The organism is Chitinophaga sp. 180180018-3, from assembly GCF_037893185.1.
Classification (GTDB): Bacteria; Bacteroidota; Bacteroidia; order Chitinophagales; family Chitinophagaceae; genus Chitinophaga.
In genome coordinates, this window is sequence record NZ_CP140772.1 from 2,292,704 (window position 1) to 2,312,502 (window position 19,799).

The following is a 19,799-nucleotide window of genomic DNA, read 5'->3' on the forward strand; positions in this document are numbered from 1 at the left end:
GCACGTTATCAACCGACTCTTTTATAAAGAGATATCTATGCAGCGCATGCAGGACTTACGATATGCTGAGGAAAGCCTGCTGAAAGATCTGCAGGGGGGAAGCAAAACAGCTTTTGAAAAAATTTACCGTCAGGAATACATTGTCGTTTTTTATACGGCCAGGCGCTTTATTGCCGATATACAGGCTGCGGAAGATCTTACCACCGAAACATTTCTCAAACTGTGGGAGCGGCTGGGGGCTTTTAACAGCCTGTCTGCGATCAGATCCTTTCTTTTTGTAACCATAAAAAATGCCTGTCTGAATCACTTGCGGGCTGAAAAGAGAAGCACTGAGCGGCAACAACAGCTGAGCTATTTACTGGAACAGGAAGGAGAGGAGGATATAGCCAATCAACAGCTGATGGCCATCATTTATCAATACCTGGAAGATGAAATCGAGAAACTATCACCACAACTGAAGCGTGTATTTAAAATGGCCTATATCGATGGAATGTCTAACGAGGATATTGCCACTGTACTGGGGATCAATAACCAATCGGTCCGTAACGACAAAGCCCGGGCTTTAAAACAGTTGCGCCTGGCTTTTGCGGGAAAGGACATTTATACATTGCTGCTCTGGTGGCTTATTACCCGGCTTCACTGATTTTTTTGATTTTTTTTGAGTACAAACAGCACCGTCTGGTGTTTTACCATCATTATGCCTACCATACAACAGATCCAAGCATGGGTGATTCTGCACCTGGAGGGGCGTCTGGAAGATGACGCCCGGCAGCGGTTGCATGACTGGATGCAGGCTTCGCCGGCAAATGAGCAGGCCGTGGCGGAGTTTCTGGACGAAGAAAGGTTGAAGGATGGGCTGAAAGGCCTATACCTTTCCCGTGAAAGGATCTGGCAGCGATTGGATGCAGTGATTCCGGACAAACAGGTGCCGGCGGCTGGTCGCCTCCTACGGATGAAATGGTGGGCCGCCGCGGCAGTGTTGTTCCTGCTATTGGGAACCGGCAGTTATTTCCTGTTTATCCGGCACAAGACACCAACAGGAATTACCACACGTCCGCTGTCCGCAGCACCGGTGCCGGCGGGCAGTAACAAGGCTATGCTGACACTGGCGGATGGCACCGTTGTACCACTGGACAGTGCTGCCAATAACCTGATACATCAGGGGAATACAACAGTACAATTACAGAAGGGGCAACTGCAATATACGGCTAATGGCCTTGCCGCCGGTGATGCATGGAATAAACTTAGCATTCCGCGCGGAAGCCAGTACCAGATTGGCTTGCCAGATGGGTCACGGGTATGGCTAAACGCAGCCAGCACACTCCGGTATCCGCTGGCTTTTACCGGGAAATACCGCCGCGTGGAACTGAGCGGGGAGGCTTATTTCGCTATAGCACCTGATTCGAAACAGCCTTTTATCGTAGATATGGGTACTACTTCTGTACAGGTATTAGGAACAGAGTTTAACGTTAATGCCTATCCGGAGGAAATGAAATTAAAAGCTACCCTGGTTTCAGGACTGATAAGCATAAAAACCACCAACGCTGAACAAGTGATTCAGCCGGGTAAAATGGCCACTATTACCAACGATGGCAGATGTGTAGTAACTACTGCTGATGTAAATGCGGTTACAGCCTGGAAATCGGGTTATTTCAGATTCGACGACGACGACCTGCCCGCAGTGATGCGCAAGCTGGAGCGTTGGTATGATATCACCGTGAAGTATGAAGGGAAGGTGCCGGAGCGGAGATTCAGCGGTGAAATCGGGCTAAACACACCATTATCAGATGTATTGGAGTTCCTGGGCAAAACTAAAGTGCACTATAAAAAACAGGGGAATGCAATTACCATCATCAATCACTGATCAACCAGTCTAATCACCATTTTAAACTGTACCGCATGAAAACATAGTTATTGTCATGCAGGCACATCGTATCCGGGAATAAAAAACCGGGAATAATTGAGCCTATTCCCGGTGAGGTCCGGCGTATGGTGTCTGATAACTGATGTCTGTCAATTTCCAAACATTTTAAACCGAAACGATACAAAGATATGATTCCACCCGTATCCGGGCAAGGTATTGCTATGCCTTTGGCCCGAAAAATTCTACGAGTTATGAAACTGGTAACGCTATTAATGTTGATTGCCTCGCTGCATATTTGTGCGAAGGGGCTTTCCCAGGAGATCACCTTTTCAGGGAGGCAGGTGCGCCTGGAAAAGATCTTTTCCGTTATCAAAGAGCAGACCCGCCATGTGGCGTTCTTTGAATCCGATGCACTGGCCATGAGTCACCCGGTTGACATCAATGTAAAGAAGGCTTCATTGAATGAGGTGCTGGCTATCTGTTTTAAAGATCAACCCCTTGAGTATACCGTGAAAGGGAATAACATTTTTATTACAAGAAAGGAACCTGCATCAGCTGCTATGCTGCAGACGCTTATCCCGGTTACCGGAAAAGTGACGGATGAAAAGGGACAACCATTGCCGGGAGTAACTATTCGTCTGAAAGGAGCCGCACGGGGAACCTCCACTGATGAAAAAGGTGTATTTAAGATCAATGCAGAGAAGGGAAATATTCTTGAGATATCTTATATAGGTTATGAGAAAAAGGAAGTAACGATCGTGTCAGATATGCCGTTGACCATTTCGCTGGCACCCGGTCAGGGCAAAATGAATGAGGTGGTAGTAATCGGATATGGTACCCAGAAGAAAGTGAACCTGACGGGTTCTGTATCCACGATACGGGGCGAAGAGATAACAGTAGCGCCACTTGCCAGTACAGCTAACACGCTCGCAGGTCGTTTACCCGGACTGGTTTCGCTGCAATCCAGCGGGCAGCCGGGCGCCGATGCAGCTTCACTGAGTATCCGCGGGTTTGGTAATGCGCTGATCATTGTAGACGGAGTGGAAACGGAATTTAATAATATTGATGCCAATCAGATAGAAACAATCTCGGTGCTGAAAGATGGCGCGGCGTCTATTTACGGCTCCAGAGCAGGCAATGGTGTGATACTCATCACTACGAAACGTGGCAGCAACGGAAAGCCAGTGATTACCTTGAATTCGTCGCTGACAAGGCAGGGTATCACCGCGTTCCCTAAGATGTCGAGCTCTGGTCAGATCACCGAAATGTCAAGAGAGGCCTGGCTGAATTCAGGCCGCCCGGAAGCCGGTGCACCCTATACGGCAGAGCAGGTGAAGAAGTTCTACGAAGGTACTGATCCGCAATATCCGAACACAGATTGGTACCATATCCTGATCCGGAAATGGGCGCCGCAGCAACAGCATAATCTGTCGGTACGGGGTGGAAGTGACCGGATCAAATACTATGGATTTCTTGGATATGCCAATCAGCAGGCTATCTGGAAGAGTGGGCATGGAGGCACTTATACCCGCTACAATCTTCAGTCAAATATAGACGCAAAGATCACTGACGATTTATCCCTGCAGCTGGATCTGGCTGCCACCAATGAATACAGGCGATTCCCCTGGCGTTCCCAGGAAAGAGTACTGTGGACCGATTTCTGGCAGACCTTTCCCATGTATCCAGCCACACTGCCTGATCCTACCAGGCTTTCCTTTGCCCAGGGCGGCGGAACAGGAGGTGCGCAATTTATGACCAATAGCGACATAGCCGGTTACGACAATACAGATAATCAAAATCTGAGAGGAACACTTGCACTTAATTACATATTCAAACCCGTGAAAGGCTTGTCGGCCAAAGCGTTTGTCAATTACCTGCAGTATAGTTCCTTCGAAAAGCAATTTGTAAAACCACTTACATTCTATACTTACGATTATGCCAGTAAAATTTATACCAAAGCAGGAGCGCTTTATGACAAAGCATTTCTGAACCAGAATGCAGGGCGCAGCAGGATTATTACCGGCCAGTTTTCCCTGAACTACGACCATACTTTCCTGCAGACGCATCATGTGTCGGCCCTGGCATTGATGGAAATAATAGACTACTCAAATGATTCATTCGGCGGAGGCAGGAAAGATTTCCTGACACCGGCCATAGACCAGCTGTTTATAGGCACCCTGCAGAGCTCCGTTATCAATGGCACAGCAGCAGAGATGGGCAGGAAAAGCTATGTAGGAAGGGTGAACTACGATTATAAAGGGAAATATCTACTGGAAGCAACATTAAGGGCCGATGCCTCTGCCAAATTCCCGGCCGCTACCCGCTGGGGCTACTTTCCCGGTGTATCCGTGGGATGGAGGCTTTCCGAAGAAGGCTTCCTGCGACCCGCAAAGGGCAGCATCGATAACCTGAAACTACGCGCCAGCTATGGTGAAGCGGGGAATGATGCAGTGGGTAATTTTCAATACCTGACCGGATACGTAGCAGGTTCGGCTGTGATGCTCGGTGGTAGCCAGCAAACAGGGATGACCTCTACCGGCCTGGCCAATCCTTTACTTACCTGGGAACGTATCACTATCTATAACGTGGGTACCGACTTTTCTTTTTTCAACAGGAAATTATACGGAACACTGGAAGGTTTTTACCGGGAGCGTGCTGGTATTCCTGCACAAAGAGTGGCTAGTTTGCCTTCCACTTTCGGTGCTAATATGCCCCCGGAAAACCTCAATAGTCTGAGTGACCGTGGATTTGAGCTTCAGGTAGGAACATCCGGTAAAACAGGCTATGGCCTGCTGTGGGATATCAGCAGCAATATTTCCTTCTCCCGGGCAAAATGGAGACATTTTGAAGAACCAGATTACACGGACCCTGACCAGAAAAGGATCTTTAAGAAATCCGGTACCTGGACCGACCGCGACTTTGGCTATATTTCAGATGGACTCTTCACCAGCCAGGCAGAGATCAATGGGCTGAAATATGACCAGGACGGTCAGAAGAACGCGTCGCTTCGCCCCGGAGATATCCGTTATAAAGACGTCAATGGCGACGGTGTATTGGATTGGAAAGATCAGGTAGAGATAGGTAAAGGCACCATCCCACACTGGATGTTCGGATTTAACACCAACCTGAAATACAAGGGCTTCGACCTTTCTGCCTTGTTCCAGGGTGCATTCGGCTATTACAACAATATTAACCTGCTGAAAGCGAACGGGCTGGCGCCAAGAGTATATTACGATCTGCGATGGACGGAAGCCAATGATAATCCCGATGCCTTTATACCAAGACTAGGTAGTACAGCTGCTACCAATTCCCTGCATTCCGACCATTACTATAAGAAGGCAGGCTATGTGCGTTTGAAAGTGTTGTCCATCGGCTACAGTCTGCCTGCCCAATGGCTGAATAGTATTAAGTTCAGCCAGGTAAGGGTATATGCTGCGGGTACCAACCTTTTAACATTTAACCCCTTGAGAAAATATGAAACAGATCCGGAAGCTCCGTCAGATAATGGAGGATACTATTATCCCCAACAGCTGACAATCACGTTCGGTGTGAATGTTTCTTTCTGATCAGTATTCATCTTAAAAACAAATGACCTTGAAAAAAGTAATTCGTATACTCATCGCCGGTCTGTTTCTCTTGCCGGCCTGCAACAAGGATGTACTGAACAAGCAACCGCTTGATATCGTATCCGATGCTGTATTGTGGAATGATCCGAACCTCGTGGATGCTTACCTGATACAGGTATATGCGGAAACGACTACCTGGGATCTCGAATTTAACCCGCTTCGGGGCGACGACTACAAATCGGGTTTTTTCGATATCACTACGGTGTCCGATGAATGTAAAGATGGTGGCTGGTGGTGGGGCAGCAATGCGTATCATAAGTATGGTAATCTGAAGATAGATGGTGGGCTGCTGGAATATTGGGGGTATGCTACAGTTAGGAAGACTAATGAATTTATAGCACGTGTTCCTGGAACGTCTATCAGTGATGATCTGAAGAAGAAACGGGTAGCAGAAGCCCGTTTTCTGAGAGCGTACGCTTATTTTTCTATGGTAAAGAGATATGGAGGTGTGCCATTGATTACCAAAGCACAAGCTGTTACAGATCCACCGGAAAGCCTAAAGCCGAAGCGTGAGAAAGAAGCTGCTGTATATGATTTCATAATCGCTGAAGCTGCCGCAGCGGCAGCCGATTTGCCGGAGAGTGCTACCGGCAGTGAGCAGGGGCGGGCCACCAAATATGCAGCGCTGGCATTGAAATGCAGGGCTGCCCTGTATGCCGGCAGTATCGCTCAGTTTGGCACCGTGAAACTCGATGGTGTGGTGGGAATTGATGCCTCTAAATCTGACGCCTACTACCAGCAGGCATATGATGCCGCAGCTGTTATTATGACCAGCGGAAAATTTATGTTGTATAACAAGATACCATCCGATAAAGTAGCTAACTATCGCAATCTGTTTACAGATAAATGGAATGCAGAGGTGATACTGGCCAGAGATCATAACAACATTCCGGTGGAAAGCGGAGGTACAGGTATCGCATACGATTTTATGGCAACGCCCAAACCCAATGGCTGGGGCGCCGGGCAGATACTTGCTCCATACCTCGAGATGATTGAAGAATATGAACATACAGATGGTAGTTCCGGCAAACTGGATGATAATACTATTTCCCAGCGATTGTGGACTACAGATGAACTGTGGGCAAACAAGGATCCCCGCTTCTTTGCCACTATCGCTACTGAGAATACGCTGTGGAGAGGACGGACCCTCACTTTTTATAATGGTATTATTAAACCGGACGGCAGCGTGGAGCAAAGTAACAGTTACAACGGCATTCTTCCGCAGGGCAACCAGTTTCAGAATAACTGCGGTTTCAGCGTCCTGAAATACCTGGATCCCAATAACGATATCAGCACCTACAGTAATTCCACCACCAGCATACAGGTATTTCGCTATGCTGAAATATTGCTGAATTACGCGGAGGCGGCCTTTGAGTTGGGAAAAAACAACGATGCATTGAATGCCGTTAACCAGATCCGGGAACGGGCCGGGATAGTGCCATTGACGGCGATTGACCGTGATAAAATCCGCCACGAGCGGAGAGTGGAACTGGCTTTTGAAGGACACCGTTACTGGGATGTGCGCCGCTGGCGAACCGCTACACAGGATCTGACAGGGTCCAAAAGGGGATTGCGTTATGTGCTCGACTATAACACCCGTAAGTACATCTTGCTAATTGAAAAAAATATTGATGGTATTCCATTACAGTTTTTTGAAAGAAACTACTATCTGCCGATAACGATACCAAGAACTGCCACCAATCCAAATTTGCTGGAGAACCCCGGCTACCAGTAAGTGTTTTTGACATACAGATTATAACAGATTATCCCCGGAAACGGGGATACAGGATATTTTTTTGCTAATTAAAATCATTGCCACGATGAAAAAAACTTCTCTATTACTATCATGCATGCTGATCCTATCGGGCCTGCTGTTGGCGCAGGACCAATCCAGGGTCTACAACGAATTCCAGTACCGCATGCAAATGACCTTAGCACGATTGACGGGAAACAATACGATACCTGTTTACACACCTCAGTTTGTATTGGCAGATGTAGATATTGATACCACATCACCACGCCGCTTCTTTAACTTCAGCGGAGACCTGTCTGGCCGTTATGTAGAAGTGATGTCGATGGTGGAAGACGCGGCCATGAGGGCAAAGCTGGAGCAGCTGGTAAAACAGCTGATCACTTACCAGCGGCCGGATGGCAGGTTTGGCAATGCGGAGCTGGTGTTTACGGAAGATAAGATAGGCGGAGAGCATATGGCATTGCTTTGGGGAAATGGACGGTTGCTGGTAGGATTAATGCAGTATTACAAAACGTTTAAAGATCCGCAAGTATTACAAACGGCCCGGCGCCTGGGCGATTTTATCACCAACGTTTACGGCATCTGTTCCACGCCTGATGTAGCCAAACGTCTGGAAGGTATGATGGCACAGGGTATCATCTGCTTTACGCAGTGTATTGAAGGAATGATAATGTTATCCCAATACTCATCGGATCCGAAATATGCCAACATTGCCGGAAAGATGTATAAAGTACTCGGCCCGAGAGGCAACCAGCATACGCATGGCTATTTGTCGACCTTACGCGGCGTGTTGATGCTCTATGATTATAATCACGATGAAACACACCTCAACTTCGTGAAAAATGCCTACGATGACCTGGTACAATCAACTGATTATACTCCTTTCGGCGGGGTAAGGGAATACTTCGGGCACATGGCTGTAGATAGGGATGAGGGCTGTTCTACCGCCGATTTTGTACGTCTGAGTTTCGATCTGTATCGTGAAACGGGCCAACAGAAATATTTGCAGAAAGGAGAATTCGGGTTGTTAAATGCCCTGTACTTTAATCAGTATTATACCGGTGATTTTGGCCATCATCTTCTGAATGAAACAGGATCCAGTCCCGACTTCCTTCATGCGGCATGGTGGTGCTGTACCATGCACGGATTACGCGCTATGTACGAAATAAAGCAACATTATCTGGTAGATGAGAACAGTAGGGGTGTGCATGTGAACCTTTATCTGGAAACAACCTGTAAAGGTCACAGTATAGATTATGAGCTTAGGAAGATGAAACCTGAAGGAAGACTGCAGCCATACAGTATCAAAGTGACACGCCTGCAGGCCGGCAGTGGTCCGGTATTCCTGAGGATGCCTGAATGGGCTGCAGCAGCACGGGTATGGGTAAACGAAAAAAGTATTAGCATCGCACCACAGGATGGATATCTTAAACTGCCTAAGCTAACTGCCGGAGATGCAGTAAAGATAGGCTTCCAGTATAAGGTGGACATACAAACGCCAGACAGGGGAAATGTGGATATTGCACAACTGACCACGTCGCCTGTAGCAGGATATCTGCACTACGGCCCCTGGTTGCTGGGTGCAGATGATAAGGAGGATGCCACATTTACAGCGGAGCCGAATGAAAATATTGTATACATCAATCCGGCAGGTCAGGCTGCAAGTGCCAACGGTATTTACAGTATCAGGTATAAGCACGCCGGGTTTCCATCAAACCTGGAAGGCAGGCTGCGACCGGTTTCTGCTCTTACGTTCGATAAACATGGCTACCTGATGACGAAGCTGGTCTTCGCCGCCGGAGAAGGAAAGAATACTGCTTCCCAGGCTGCATCTATGCTGGCGCCCTTTGATCCCCGGAAAGAGGCAGTGGAAGAAAAACATCACGATTAAATCTTTTCAGTATGAAGAACAGAATATTGAAATCGCAGTGGTACACTGTTTTCCTGCCAGTAGTGATCACGCTGCTCCTGCTTTGCGGGCAGGGGATGGCGGCAAACATCCTGAATGTCTGGAATCCGCCTGCTGGCACTTCGGCTAATACTACCTTTACCGTACAGGTGAGAAAAACAGGCGATGTAACCTGGACGGACCTGTTTGAGTATAATGTAAAAGTCGGTCACCAGGACGGCTCTCTCTTTAATTCGTCGATGGTGAATTTCGATTTTTCAGGCAGCGTCGACATAAAAGTTACCTATAATACCGGCACCATCAGTTCCTTTGATATCCGGCCCTGGTCGTATGGTGTGAAAGCAGTACAGGCTGGGAATACGCTTACATTTACGGTTAACCAGGATAATAATTCGCCCCGGAAACTGGTGGTGCGTATCAACAACAGCTGGGATACAGATGTGTTACATATTCTTACTAATACTCCGGAAACCGGTGCACCGTTGCCAGGTAACACTAATGTATACACGATTAATCCCGGGGATCCGATTCCTTACAATCTTCCGGCTGGTAAGAATACCTATTATTTCAATCCCGGTGTGCATACGTTACCTGGTGGATTATGGGTGGAAGTTGATATGGGTGCCACTTATACGATAGATCATCTGACGCTCAGCCAGGGTACTTACAATACCAATGCAGGCCAGGTAAAGTATATCGTTGAAACGAAAGTGAATGCCGGGGACAGTTACACTACTGCTTATGATGGTACAGGGAACACAGGTACAGGAACTATCACACAGGCATTTACGGCAACCAATGCCCGTTATGTAAGACTAAGACTGCTCGGCAATAACGCCGCCTCGTCGTGGGTATTTGCTTCCGTGATCAATGAGTTCAGCATATTTGCGGCCGGAGGTACTACCAATCTTGCGCTGAATAAGGCAATCGCTGGCGGAATGCCGGGATATACCAGGGCGGTAGACGGAGATACCACCTCAGCGTATATGTCGCCTTCAGGCTATGGCAACTGGCATGCAGGCGAGTCGTTCTTCCTTAATAAAAGTGGCACTACGGTTTATATAGCTCCGGGCGCGGTGGTGAAGGGCGCATTTATGTCTGACTCCTGCAATAATATGACGGTTAAAGGCCGGGGAATACTTGACTGCAGCCAGCTACGGCATGTGCCCACCACGCCGCAAAGTGAAGGCAGAACCGGTGCGATATGGATGATCAGCGGCAGTGATAACCGGGTGGAAGGCATCACTATCCTCGATCCGCCGATGTGGTCGGTGGTGATGAATTATTCTGTCAGGCCGGTAGTGAAACAAATACATCTCATTGGCAGCGTAGTAAATACCGATGGTATCCATTTCAGCGGTTGCAGCAATGGCAGCGTTGACGGTGTTTTTATAAGAACCTGCGATGATAACCTGGTCATGTATCACTACGCGCCAGGCACCGGTTGTACATTTAAGAACAGTGTTTTCTGGGGTGATGATGCACACATAGCCCTGATAGGGTTAGGAGGGAATGGTAGTCAGCCTATCAACGATCTGACTTTTCAGAATCTGGATATCCTCAATCAGCAGGGCGTTTATGACCTCGACAAGTTCAATGGATGTCTGAAACTGTGGCCCAACGGAGGCAATCAGATTTCGGATGTGGTGTTCGATAATATCCGGATAGACAGCTTCAGAACAGCGGCCAATTCGGCGGTGTTCCAGTTCAGAACAGATGAACGTTTTTCCGGAGAAGGAGCGGGGGTATTGAAGAATATCACTGTGTCAAATCTTGTCTATAAAGGAGTTGGTGAACGCCAATCGTTGCTCAAGGGAGTAGATGTGGCGCATAATGTGGATGTCGTCAATTTCATCAACTATCAACGTATGGGCGTTAACGTTGCCAGCGTGGCAAACGGGAACATCAATCTACAGCCTTATGTTACCAATGTCAATATTGTGCATGATTCTGTGCCGCCATCCCTCAATCTTGCGTTGCATAAACCGGCAGTTTCTGATCAGGCGATGTACAGCGGACATGGTGCGGATAAAGCGGTAGATGGAACAGATACGGCATACGCGCAGGCCTCCTCGCGACTGACGCCCTGGAAGCTGACCATTGATTTGGGGACGGGAACTACTTTTAACCGGGTAGTATTCAAATCAGGCGCGTCCGAATATGCCTCGGCATACCTGATTCAGGGATCGAATGATAGTATTAGCTGGACGACACTTGTCAATGAGCCTGCCAGTGGAGGAGGTATCAAAACGTATAACAGTTTCGGCAGTGTTACCTACCGGTTCATCCGTTTGAGTCCATCCGCTTGTGTATTGAGCCCTGGTGATTGGGGATATACGGTGCTGGAGTTTGAAGTATACAACGATGCGCCCGTAGTATCCTCTAATCTAGCCTTGTATAAGGCTGCTGTTTCCGATCAGCCAATGTATACCGGTTATGATGCTACGAAAACAACAGATGGAAGCATAACCACCTACGCGCAGGCATCCGCACGGCTGATCCCCTGGAAGCTGACGATAGATCTGGGATCAGTGAAAACATTCAACCGTTTCGTATTAAAATCAGGAACAACCAACTACGCTTCCGCATATACGATTCAGTGTGCCGACGACAACTTCAACTGGAATACGCTGGTATCGGAAACTGCGGGTTCCGGAGGCACCAAAGCCTATAGCGGTTTTGGCAATGTATCAGGCAGGTACATACGGTTGAATCCAACCAGCGTGGTGCTGGATGCAACGGGTAACTGGGGCTATGCGGTATTGGAATTTGAAGTGTATAATGATAATACTGGCAACAATTGGGTACGGAGAAATGACAATGCTGCAGCGGCGCGTTACTATGGCTGCAATGCAGCTACCGTATCGGGGTACTACCAGTCTGATTGCCATTACGCATCCAGCGCCGGAAGCTATGCAGAATATACATTTTCAGGAACAGGTGTGAGATGGATAGGTAAGAGAGGCGTGGATCACGGCAAAGCGGATATATACATCGATGGCGTTTTCGATACCACTGTAGATACCTACAATGCTGTGGCCCGATTGCAGGATACCTGCTATCAGAAGATCGGGTTACCGGATACGGTGCATGTAATGACGATCATTGTGAGGAGTGACAAGAACGCTGCTTCGTCCGGATATTTTTCCGACTGGGATGCTTTTGAATTTCTTCCCGGTGCGGGAGTAGCACCCATGTTGACCCAGCAATCAGTGATGATGGCAAAAGGAACTGAAAAGAATATGGTCGTGAAGATTTATCCCAATCCTGCGTCCTCACAATTGAATATTGAAACGCCTGCTACCAGAGAATTTTGGTATTACGAGTTACTGACAACCCTGGGAAAGGCACAGAAAACGGGCAGTATAAGAGCTGGTAATGCGGTAATTTCCCTGGATGGCATTCCGGATGGTATGTATCTGCTTCATCTTTTTTCTTCTTCTTCAAAGCATGCAACGGCGAAATGGATAGTGAAAGTGCAGCATTAGCTGTAAGGTCACTTGTCCTACGAAATGAGAAAAGCCGCCCTTTTAAGGACGGCTTCTTAATGTCGTTTACAAAAAAACAGCGCTACTGTTTAATTTCTCCCGGTATCACTTCCACTACCTGTTTCCTTCCGTTCCTCAATACTTCCACTGATATCCTCCTGCCGATCTGGCGTTCAGACAATAGCAGGTGAAGATCGTCGACCGTAGCCACAGGGGTGTTATCGAACGCAATGATGATATCACCTGTATGCAGTTCGCTGTTGTAATAGTTGCCATCGGGCACTATCTCGAACACATACACGCCGGTTGGCGTACTGAGTTTGTTGGCGGCAATCATGCGGCTGCTGAGGTTAACCGGTTGAGCAGCGATGCCAAGCTGGGCTCTTCTGATTTTGCCATTGAGAATCAGTTGTCCTGCTATTTGTGCTGCGAGGTTGGAAGAGATGGCAAAGCAAAGCCCTTGCGCAGAAGCGATCACCGCGGTGTTTACCCCGATAACCTGGCCGAGCGAGTTAACGAGCGGCCCACCGCTGTTACCAGGATTCAATGCAGCATCGGTCTGGATCACATTGTCGATCAGCCGGCCATTGCTGGCGCGTAAACTACGGCCCAGCGCGCTCACCACGCCGGCCGTCACCGTATATTGCAGGCCCATCGGGTTGCCGATCGCAATGGCGATCTGACCTACCTGCAAGGCGGATGAATCGGCCAGCTGCAATGCTTTCAGGCCGGATTCATCTATCTTGAGTACGGCAATGTCCGTCGACGGATCCGTACCTTTGATGTCGGCCTTTACCTTTCTGCCGTCTACAAAAGACACCCTGATACCTTCGGCGTCTTCCACCACGTGATTGTTGGTGATAATGAAGCCATCGGAAGATATAATGAAGCCAGAGCCGGTACCTGTTTGCGTACGTTTTTCGCGTGTCCGCCTGTCAGTTACTTTTTTCTCTACTTCAATATGAACCACCGACTCGGCTACCGTTCCCACCACGCCCGTTACTGTCCGGGAGTAGGCATCCAGTAAACTTTGATCGTTTGATGCCTGATGCGTAAGAAATGAGATGGTATTTTCCATGAGTATAGCCGCTCAAATTTATTTCCAGAGCTATACTGGTGCCTTTTTGACATCGATCGACAGTACATTATGTCATCTTTACTTATTATATCAGGGAAAATCCTGATTATTTAGCTATTTTGACACGGGAATGTTTTTGTTCAACAAAGATCTAAACAGCGGGGAGACATTAGCGATTGATATTATTATCCGCTAATGTCTCCCCGCTGTTTCTTAATTCTTAATTCTTAATTCTTCATTCCATATTCCTTATTCCTTCTAATATCCCGGGTTCTGAGGGAAATTCATGATATCTATTTCCTGTTGCGGGATTGGATATAAAAGACGGAATGCCGGGAGGTTTACTTTTTTGTTGGCAAGTATTTCGGAGATGGCGCGGTTGGTACGCAGGAGATCGAACCAGCGGTCACATTCGAAGGGCAGCTCGAGCCGGCGTTGTTTGTAGATTTCGGCGCGGAAGCTTGCCTGATCCGGCAGGTTGGCAGCAGTAAAGGCAGCCAGGCCGGCACGGGTACGGACGTTGTTGAGATAGGTAAAGGCGTTGCCAGTGGCAACGTATCCCTGTTCATTCAGTATTTCCGCCTGCATCAGCAGAATATCCGCGAAACGAAGTACGGGAAAGTCATTGCCGGCATTTCCGTTTACGGGCTGATCAAGGAACTTGCGGGGCATGATATTGGCATTGCCTGTAGGTTTTACCGGATCTGCCAGTGGTTTGCGGAGGTCGTTGGCATCGTAGGCCTTTGTCAGGGTAGTATCTACCGTGATCACCTGCGAGTTGGCGTACCAGAAGCCATGATCCTGGTTGGCAACACCTTTGGCATAACGGACTGCGAATACGATTTCAGCGTTGTACTTGTTGTTGGTGTTGAATACATCTGCCACATTGGGCAGCAAAGAAAAAACTTTGGAATCAATTACATCCTGCAATAACGTTTGTGCGTTACCGTATTTTTTTTCGTAGAGATATACTTTTCCCAGTAGTCCTTTCGCAGCGCCGGCAGTAACGCGGCCCAGGTCGTTGGCCGGGTAGCTGTTAGGCAGGTTGGCGGAGGCGAAGGTAAGGTCATCCTCTATCAGTTTATAGGCAACAGCTACATCATCCCTCTTCAGTTTTACTGCGCTGATAGGATCTACTACAGCAGTTAGTACCGGTACGGAACCCCAGAGCCTCACAAGATTGAAATAGTCCAGTGCGCGGATGAAGCGGGCTTCCGCTTTAATACGGTTTTTCAGCTGCTCGTCCATTTTGATACCGTCGATGGCGCCGAGTAGAGTATTGCAGCGGAAGATGCCATTGTACACACCTACCCAGGTAGTGTAGAAGTTGGTGTTACCGGGGTTGTCGGAATAACGGTTGATCTGGTAGTTCTGACCTGCATTGGAAGAAGGATCCTGATCGGTGAAATTATCGGCCCGTGCTTCCATTAATACCTGGAAATTGTTGCCGTACTGGCTGCTTAAAGCGAGCGACTCATAGCATCCGTTGACAGCGGTGATGGCGTCGTCCTGCGTTTTGAAGAAAGCACTGGGAGAGATAGCGGACGGTGGTGTCAGGTTCAGAAAATCTTTACCACAGGAGCTCAATATTAATAAAAGTGCCGGCAAATAAAGTATATGCTTTTTCATGATCGTTCGTTAAAAAGTGATGTTAAGACCAAGAGAATAAGTACGCGCAAGCGGGTAGGAGCCATAGTCTTCCCCGGCAGTCAGCGCATTATCGGTACGGTTGCTGATCTCAGGATTGAACAGTGAATATTTGGTGAAGGTGAATGGATTCTGCACAGCGCCGTATATTCTCACTGCAGAAATATGAATCTGATTCAGCAAAGAGGATGGAAAATTATAGCCCAGTGCGATGTTCCGTACTCTGACGAAAGAGCCGTCTTCCACATGCCAGGAGGAGGTGATCCCGTTACCACCGGTAGCGAGGCGGTTAGCCCTGTTGATATAGCCGGTACCGATATCATCCGGCGAAACGTAATGACCTTTTACAAAGCTCAGGTTGTTGAAGTTTCCTTCCACATTGGCGATATAACGTCTGAAGAGGTTCAGGATTTTATTACCCTGACTGCCCTGAATAGAGAAGCTGAAATCGAGTTGTTTGTAACGTAAGGTATTGCTGAAACCGAAGATGTACTTAGGCTGGAAACTGCCGATGATGGCTCTGTCGTTGGCATCTATCTTACCGTCGCCATTGATGTCCCTGAATTTCAGGTCACCTACATAGGTAGGGTTGCTGGTTTTAGCGGACGTTTCCAGATCGGTTTTATCGCGGTAGATGCCATCGGCAACGTACAGGTAGTAAGAACCGATTGTTTCGCCGATCTTGGTGATGAAGTAAGCATTACCGGTTCCGCCGGTAGCGACGATCGGAGCACCGGAGGGCCCAAGTCTGGTTACCTTGTTTTTGTTGAATGAAATATTGGCATTGCCTTCGAGCGACCAGTCTTTACCCAGTTTCTTATTATACGATAAAGTCACTTCCACACCGCGGTTATTCAGCGCGCCTATATTTTGCAGATAGGTGCTGAAGCCGGATATTCCCGGTACAGGGAGGTTCAGCAGCAACTTGGTAGTGTTGGAATTGTAGTAATCGACGGTGAGGTTGAGTGCATCTTTAAAAAATCCTATTTCAACTCCTGCATCAAAGCTGGCGGTGCTTTCCCATGTAAGATCCGGGTTAGCAGGTGTTACCACGGAAACGCCGTTCACGAGCGTCTGACTGCCGAGTATATAGTTACTGTTGGTGCTGTTGGTGCCATTGTAGTTGGCCAGCTGTGCAAGTGAGCCATAGTTGGGTATCTGGAAGTTTCCGGTGAGACCATAGCTGCTCCTTACTTTCAGGGAGCTGATAGCATTTATGCTTTTGAAGAATGGCTCGTTGGATACCTGCCATGCAGCAGAGATGGCGGGAAATGACGCCCATTTTTTGTTGATGCCGAAGCGGGAGGAACCGTCTCTTCTGACAGAACCGGTAAGGAAGTATTTATCTGCATAGCTGTACTGCACCCTTGCCAGCCAGGAGTTCAGGCTCCATTGTTCCTGTGAGGAAGAACCCGCGTTTATTTGACCGGCGTTGAGGGTAGTTACGATATCTGTTGGGAAGTTGATAGCGGTGAGTGTGTTATGTTCCTGGTTTTCTTTTTGGACTGTAAAGCCTGCCAAAGCATCCAGTTTATGTTTTCCGAAAGCCTTTGCATAGGTCACGGTATGTTCCATCAGCCAGTTGGTATACTGATCTGTATTGGAGAAACCAGTGGCCACAGAAGGCAGTGTACCCGACGGGATGGGCAGTGTAGAAGGACGGTAGTAATCTCTGCGGAAAGTATTGATATCTGTGCCTACGGAAATTTTGTATTTCAGGCCGGAAAGTATTTCATATTCCATATAGGCGTTGGCCATCAGGCGGAAATTCTTCATACGGTCTTTGATCAGCGTAGCAACAGCTACCGGATTCAGCTGGTTGGTTTGTCCGTATCCCCAAACGTTTACGGAATCTGCGAAAGTACCGTCGGGGTTGCGCACCGGGAAGATAGGCGCATAGCCCAGCGCCAGTGCTACCACACCTGAATTGGGTGCAAACCAGGGGCCTTCCGCATTTACGAGGTGATTATCTGTAAACGAAGGATTCATATTTACACCAAAACGGAACCGTTTGCTGCCACCATCGATCCGGAAGCGGCTGGAATAGCGTTTATAGTTGTTGTTGATAACGATACCATCCTGATTGAGATAATTACCCGAGAAGTAATAGGAGAGGTTGTCGCTGCCGCCATAGATGCTGACAGTATGGCTCTGCATAGGCGCCGTACGGAAGATTTCCTTTTGCCAGTCGGTGTTGGTCAGCCCTTTTTGTCCGGCGAGGTAAGGTAGTACCTGCGGAGGTACCCAGGTAGATGGGTTCTTAGGGCGTACACTGTTAGGATCGGTAGGTTTACCGGTAGGCACCGCATCCAGATAAGCGTTGTTATGGCCGTCGTATACGAGTTGTGCATAATCATAAGCATTGAGTACATCCACGTGTTTATTCACGTTCTGAATGCCGTAGTTGACGTCATAATTCACCGTCAGTTTGCCGGCAGTACCTTTTTTGGTGCGAATCAGCACTACTCCGGTAGAGCCTCTGGAACCATAAATAGCTGCTGAGGCGGCGTCTTTCAAAACATCAATAGAAGCGATATCATTTATGTTGATAGCAGCCAGTGGGTTGGCAGGTTGCTGATAGCTGTTCACACCGGGAGAGGCGTTGCGGGTATCGTTGGTGACCGGCATACCGTCTATCACAAACAGCGGGTTATTACCAGCGCTGATGGAACCAACACCACGCACACGTATAGATACGTTACCTCCGGGTGCGCCGTTGGTTTGCATCACCTGTATACCGGCCATTTTACCGGCCAGTGCCTGATCGAAGGACGTAACAGGCTGCTGCATCAGATCAGCAGAACGAACGGATGCTACAGAGCCCGTAAGCTCTTTACGGCTACGGCTGCCATATCCTACAACTACCAGTTCATTCAAACCATGACTGGATTCCTTCATCCTTACCAGCAGCAGATTTCCTTCTCCTTCTTTTACAACAAAGCCATTTACCCTGTTGTTTTCATAGCCGATAAAGCTGAAAGAGAAATCGTACTGAGCGCCTGCTTTCAGGCCCTGGAACTGAAATACGCCGCGTTCATTGGTAGACGCATTGTAGGTTTCCTTACCATTCCGTTGTTTAACGGAAATGGATACACCGATTAGTGGTTCACCGTTTTCACTTACCACACTTCCTTTCACCAGTACAGGTTTGCCGGCTTCCTGCGCATATGTGTGAATGGCACATAGCAATAATAAAAGAATACGGGAGTACCTTTTTAAAAGTCTGATCATATGATGATGTATTTATGCGATTTACAAAAAAGCCCCCCTGCACATGCTGTATCAGCATATGTCAATTTTGTAAAAGGGCTATTCTATTTATTTACTGATCGTTATGCTATCCCCTGTAGTCCTGAGTTCCAGCTGGTTCATGGCGCATATTGCAGCCAGGATGCTTTTCAGGGAATCTTTCTTCAGCACTTTACCTGTGAAATACAACGCTCTGACATCTTCCTGCTGAAAATTTATCTGTGTTTTAAAGTGTGCTCCCAGTGTGTGCAGGGCCTGGTCGAGCGGCTCATTACTGAAAGAAAGCACTACATTGTTGACCTCTGGAATAGCGCTGGCAGGCACTTTTCCGGTACTGCCGGGCTTCCTGATATCGAATGACCGGGTGATAGTATTAATGGCATATTCTTCTCCCGGTAACAAGTAAACATCCTCGTTATTATCTTTTGTATGTATTTGTACTTTACCTTCTGATAGTTTTACTGCAACGTTGTTTTCCACCAGCGTATTAACGGTGAAGGTGGTGCCCAATGCAGTAACGGTGATGCCGGCTGCCTCAACAATGAAAGGTCTTTTGATATCAGCATGCACAATAAACTCCGCTTTTCCCTGCAGTGTTAGCCGGCGCAGTGTGGCCATGCTACTGTCTTTCCACGTAAGCATACTGCCAGGCGCCAACTGTATAACAGATCCATCGGTCAGCGCCAGTGTTTTTATTTCGCTGCCGTTGTTGCTGATAGTATGACTGGCTGCTATGGCTGTTGCCGCTTTTATTTTCCTTTCTGCATCTATTTGATATTTCAGGTAAACTGATCCGGCAAGTATCAATACGGCGGCGGCAACCGATAGCGGAAGCAGTATCGCTTTCAGCGACCGCTTTCTTACCGGATGCAGGGATGCGGCTATGGCTTCCGCTTCCATGGAGGCATGCAGCCGGTCTAATATGGCGGCAGTTTTTCCCGGAGACAGTACCTGTTCCTTTTCAGCGATGCTTCGTTGATAAGCTTCCAGTAGTGCAGCTTTCAATGGTTCATCTGCTCCCTGCTGCAGCAGGGCTTCCAGTTGAGCAATATCTGCGGCGCTGGCCTGTCCTTTTTTGAATTTGTCTAATAGTAAATAGAACTGTTCCATGTATTCATCTATAAAAACTCAACAACCGGAAAAGAGGGGGGAGGATGCTATGTTACCAATTTGTTAACTAACGAA

At 48.0% G+C, this 19,799-nt stretch carries 10 protein-coding genes; 6 read left to right on the top strand and 4 right to left on the bottom strand.

The window, feature by feature from the left end; translation table 11 throughout:
* Positions 1 to 37 precede the first annotated feature (37 nt).
* The 6 genes from UNH61_RS09300 (at position 38) to UNH61_RS09325 (ending at position 12,640) form a co-directional block, all read left to right on the top strand.
* Positions 38 to 643 (top strand): sigma-70 family RNA polymerase sigma factor, encoded by a 606-nt coding sequence (locus UNH61_RS09300; protein ID WP_326991815.1) that lies wholly within the window; start codon positions 38 to 40, stop codon positions 641 to 643.
* A 54-nt stretch (positions 644 to 697) separates the two neighbouring features.
* The gene (locus UNH61_RS09305; RefSeq protein WP_326991816.1) at positions 698 to 1,864 is read left to right on the top strand and encodes a FecR domain-containing protein; all 1,167 of its coding nucleotides are present in this window, start codon (positions 698 to 700) and stop codon (positions 1,862 to 1,864) included.
* Between the two features lie 251 nt (positions 1,865 to 2,115).
* Positions 2,116 to 5,430, top strand: a complete 3,315-nt coding sequence (locus UNH61_RS09310) for a TonB-dependent receptor (RefSeq protein WP_326991817.1) — start codon at positions 2,116 to 2,118, stop codon at positions 5,428 to 5,430.
* 28 nt (positions 5,431 to 5,458) lie between these two features.
* Positions 5,459 to 7,225 (top strand): RagB/SusD family nutrient uptake outer membrane protein, encoded by a 1,767-nt coding sequence (locus tag UNH61_RS09315; protein WP_326991818.1) that lies wholly within the window; start codon positions 5,459 to 5,461, stop codon positions 7,223 to 7,225.
* A gap of 85 nt (positions 7,226 to 7,310) precedes the next feature.
* Positions 7,311 to 9,134, top strand: coding sequence for a beta-L-arabinofuranosidase domain-containing protein (locus tag UNH61_RS09320; RefSeq protein WP_326991819.1), 1,824 nt, complete (start codon positions 7,311 to 7,313; stop codon positions 9,132 to 9,134).
* Between the two features lie 11 nt (positions 9,135 to 9,145).
* On the top strand, positions 9,146 to 12,640 hold the full coding sequence (locus UNH61_RS09325) for a discoidin domain-containing protein (RefSeq protein ID WP_326991820.1): 3,495 nt from the start codon (positions 9,146 to 9,148) through the stop codon (positions 12,638 to 12,640).
* A gap of 82 nt (positions 12,641 to 12,722) precedes the next feature.
* On the opposite strand, the gene UNH61_RS09330 is transcribed toward UNH61_RS09325, so the two are convergent.
* The 4 genes from UNH61_RS09330 to UNH61_RS09345 form a co-directional block, all read right to left on the bottom strand.
* The gene (locus UNH61_RS09330; protein ID WP_326991821.1) at positions 12,723 to 13,718 is read right to left on the bottom strand and encodes a trypsin-like peptidase domain-containing protein; all 996 of its coding nucleotides are present in this window, start codon (positions 13,716 to 13,718) and stop codon (positions 12,723 to 12,725) included.
* A 258-nt stretch (positions 13,719 to 13,976) separates the two neighbouring features.
* Entirely contained in the window at positions 13,977 to 15,347 is a 1,371-nt protein-coding gene (locus UNH61_RS09335; RefSeq protein WP_326991822.1) for a RagB/SusD family nutrient uptake outer membrane protein, read from the bottom strand.
* A gap of 9 nt (positions 15,348 to 15,356) precedes the next feature.
* Positions 15,357 to 18,596: a TonB-dependent receptor gene (locus tag UNH61_RS09340; protein ID WP_326991823.1), complete on the bottom strand. Its 3,240-nt coding sequence runs from the start codon at positions 18,594 to 18,596 to the stop codon at positions 15,357 to 15,359.
* Between the two features lie 87 nt (positions 18,597 to 18,683).
* Complete coding sequence (locus tag UNH61_RS09345; RefSeq protein ID WP_326991824.1) at positions 18,684 to 19,724, bottom strand: FecR domain-containing protein; 1,041 nt, start codon at positions 19,722 to 19,724, stop codon at positions 18,684 to 18,686.
* Positions 19,725 to 19,799: the final 75 nt, after the last annotated feature.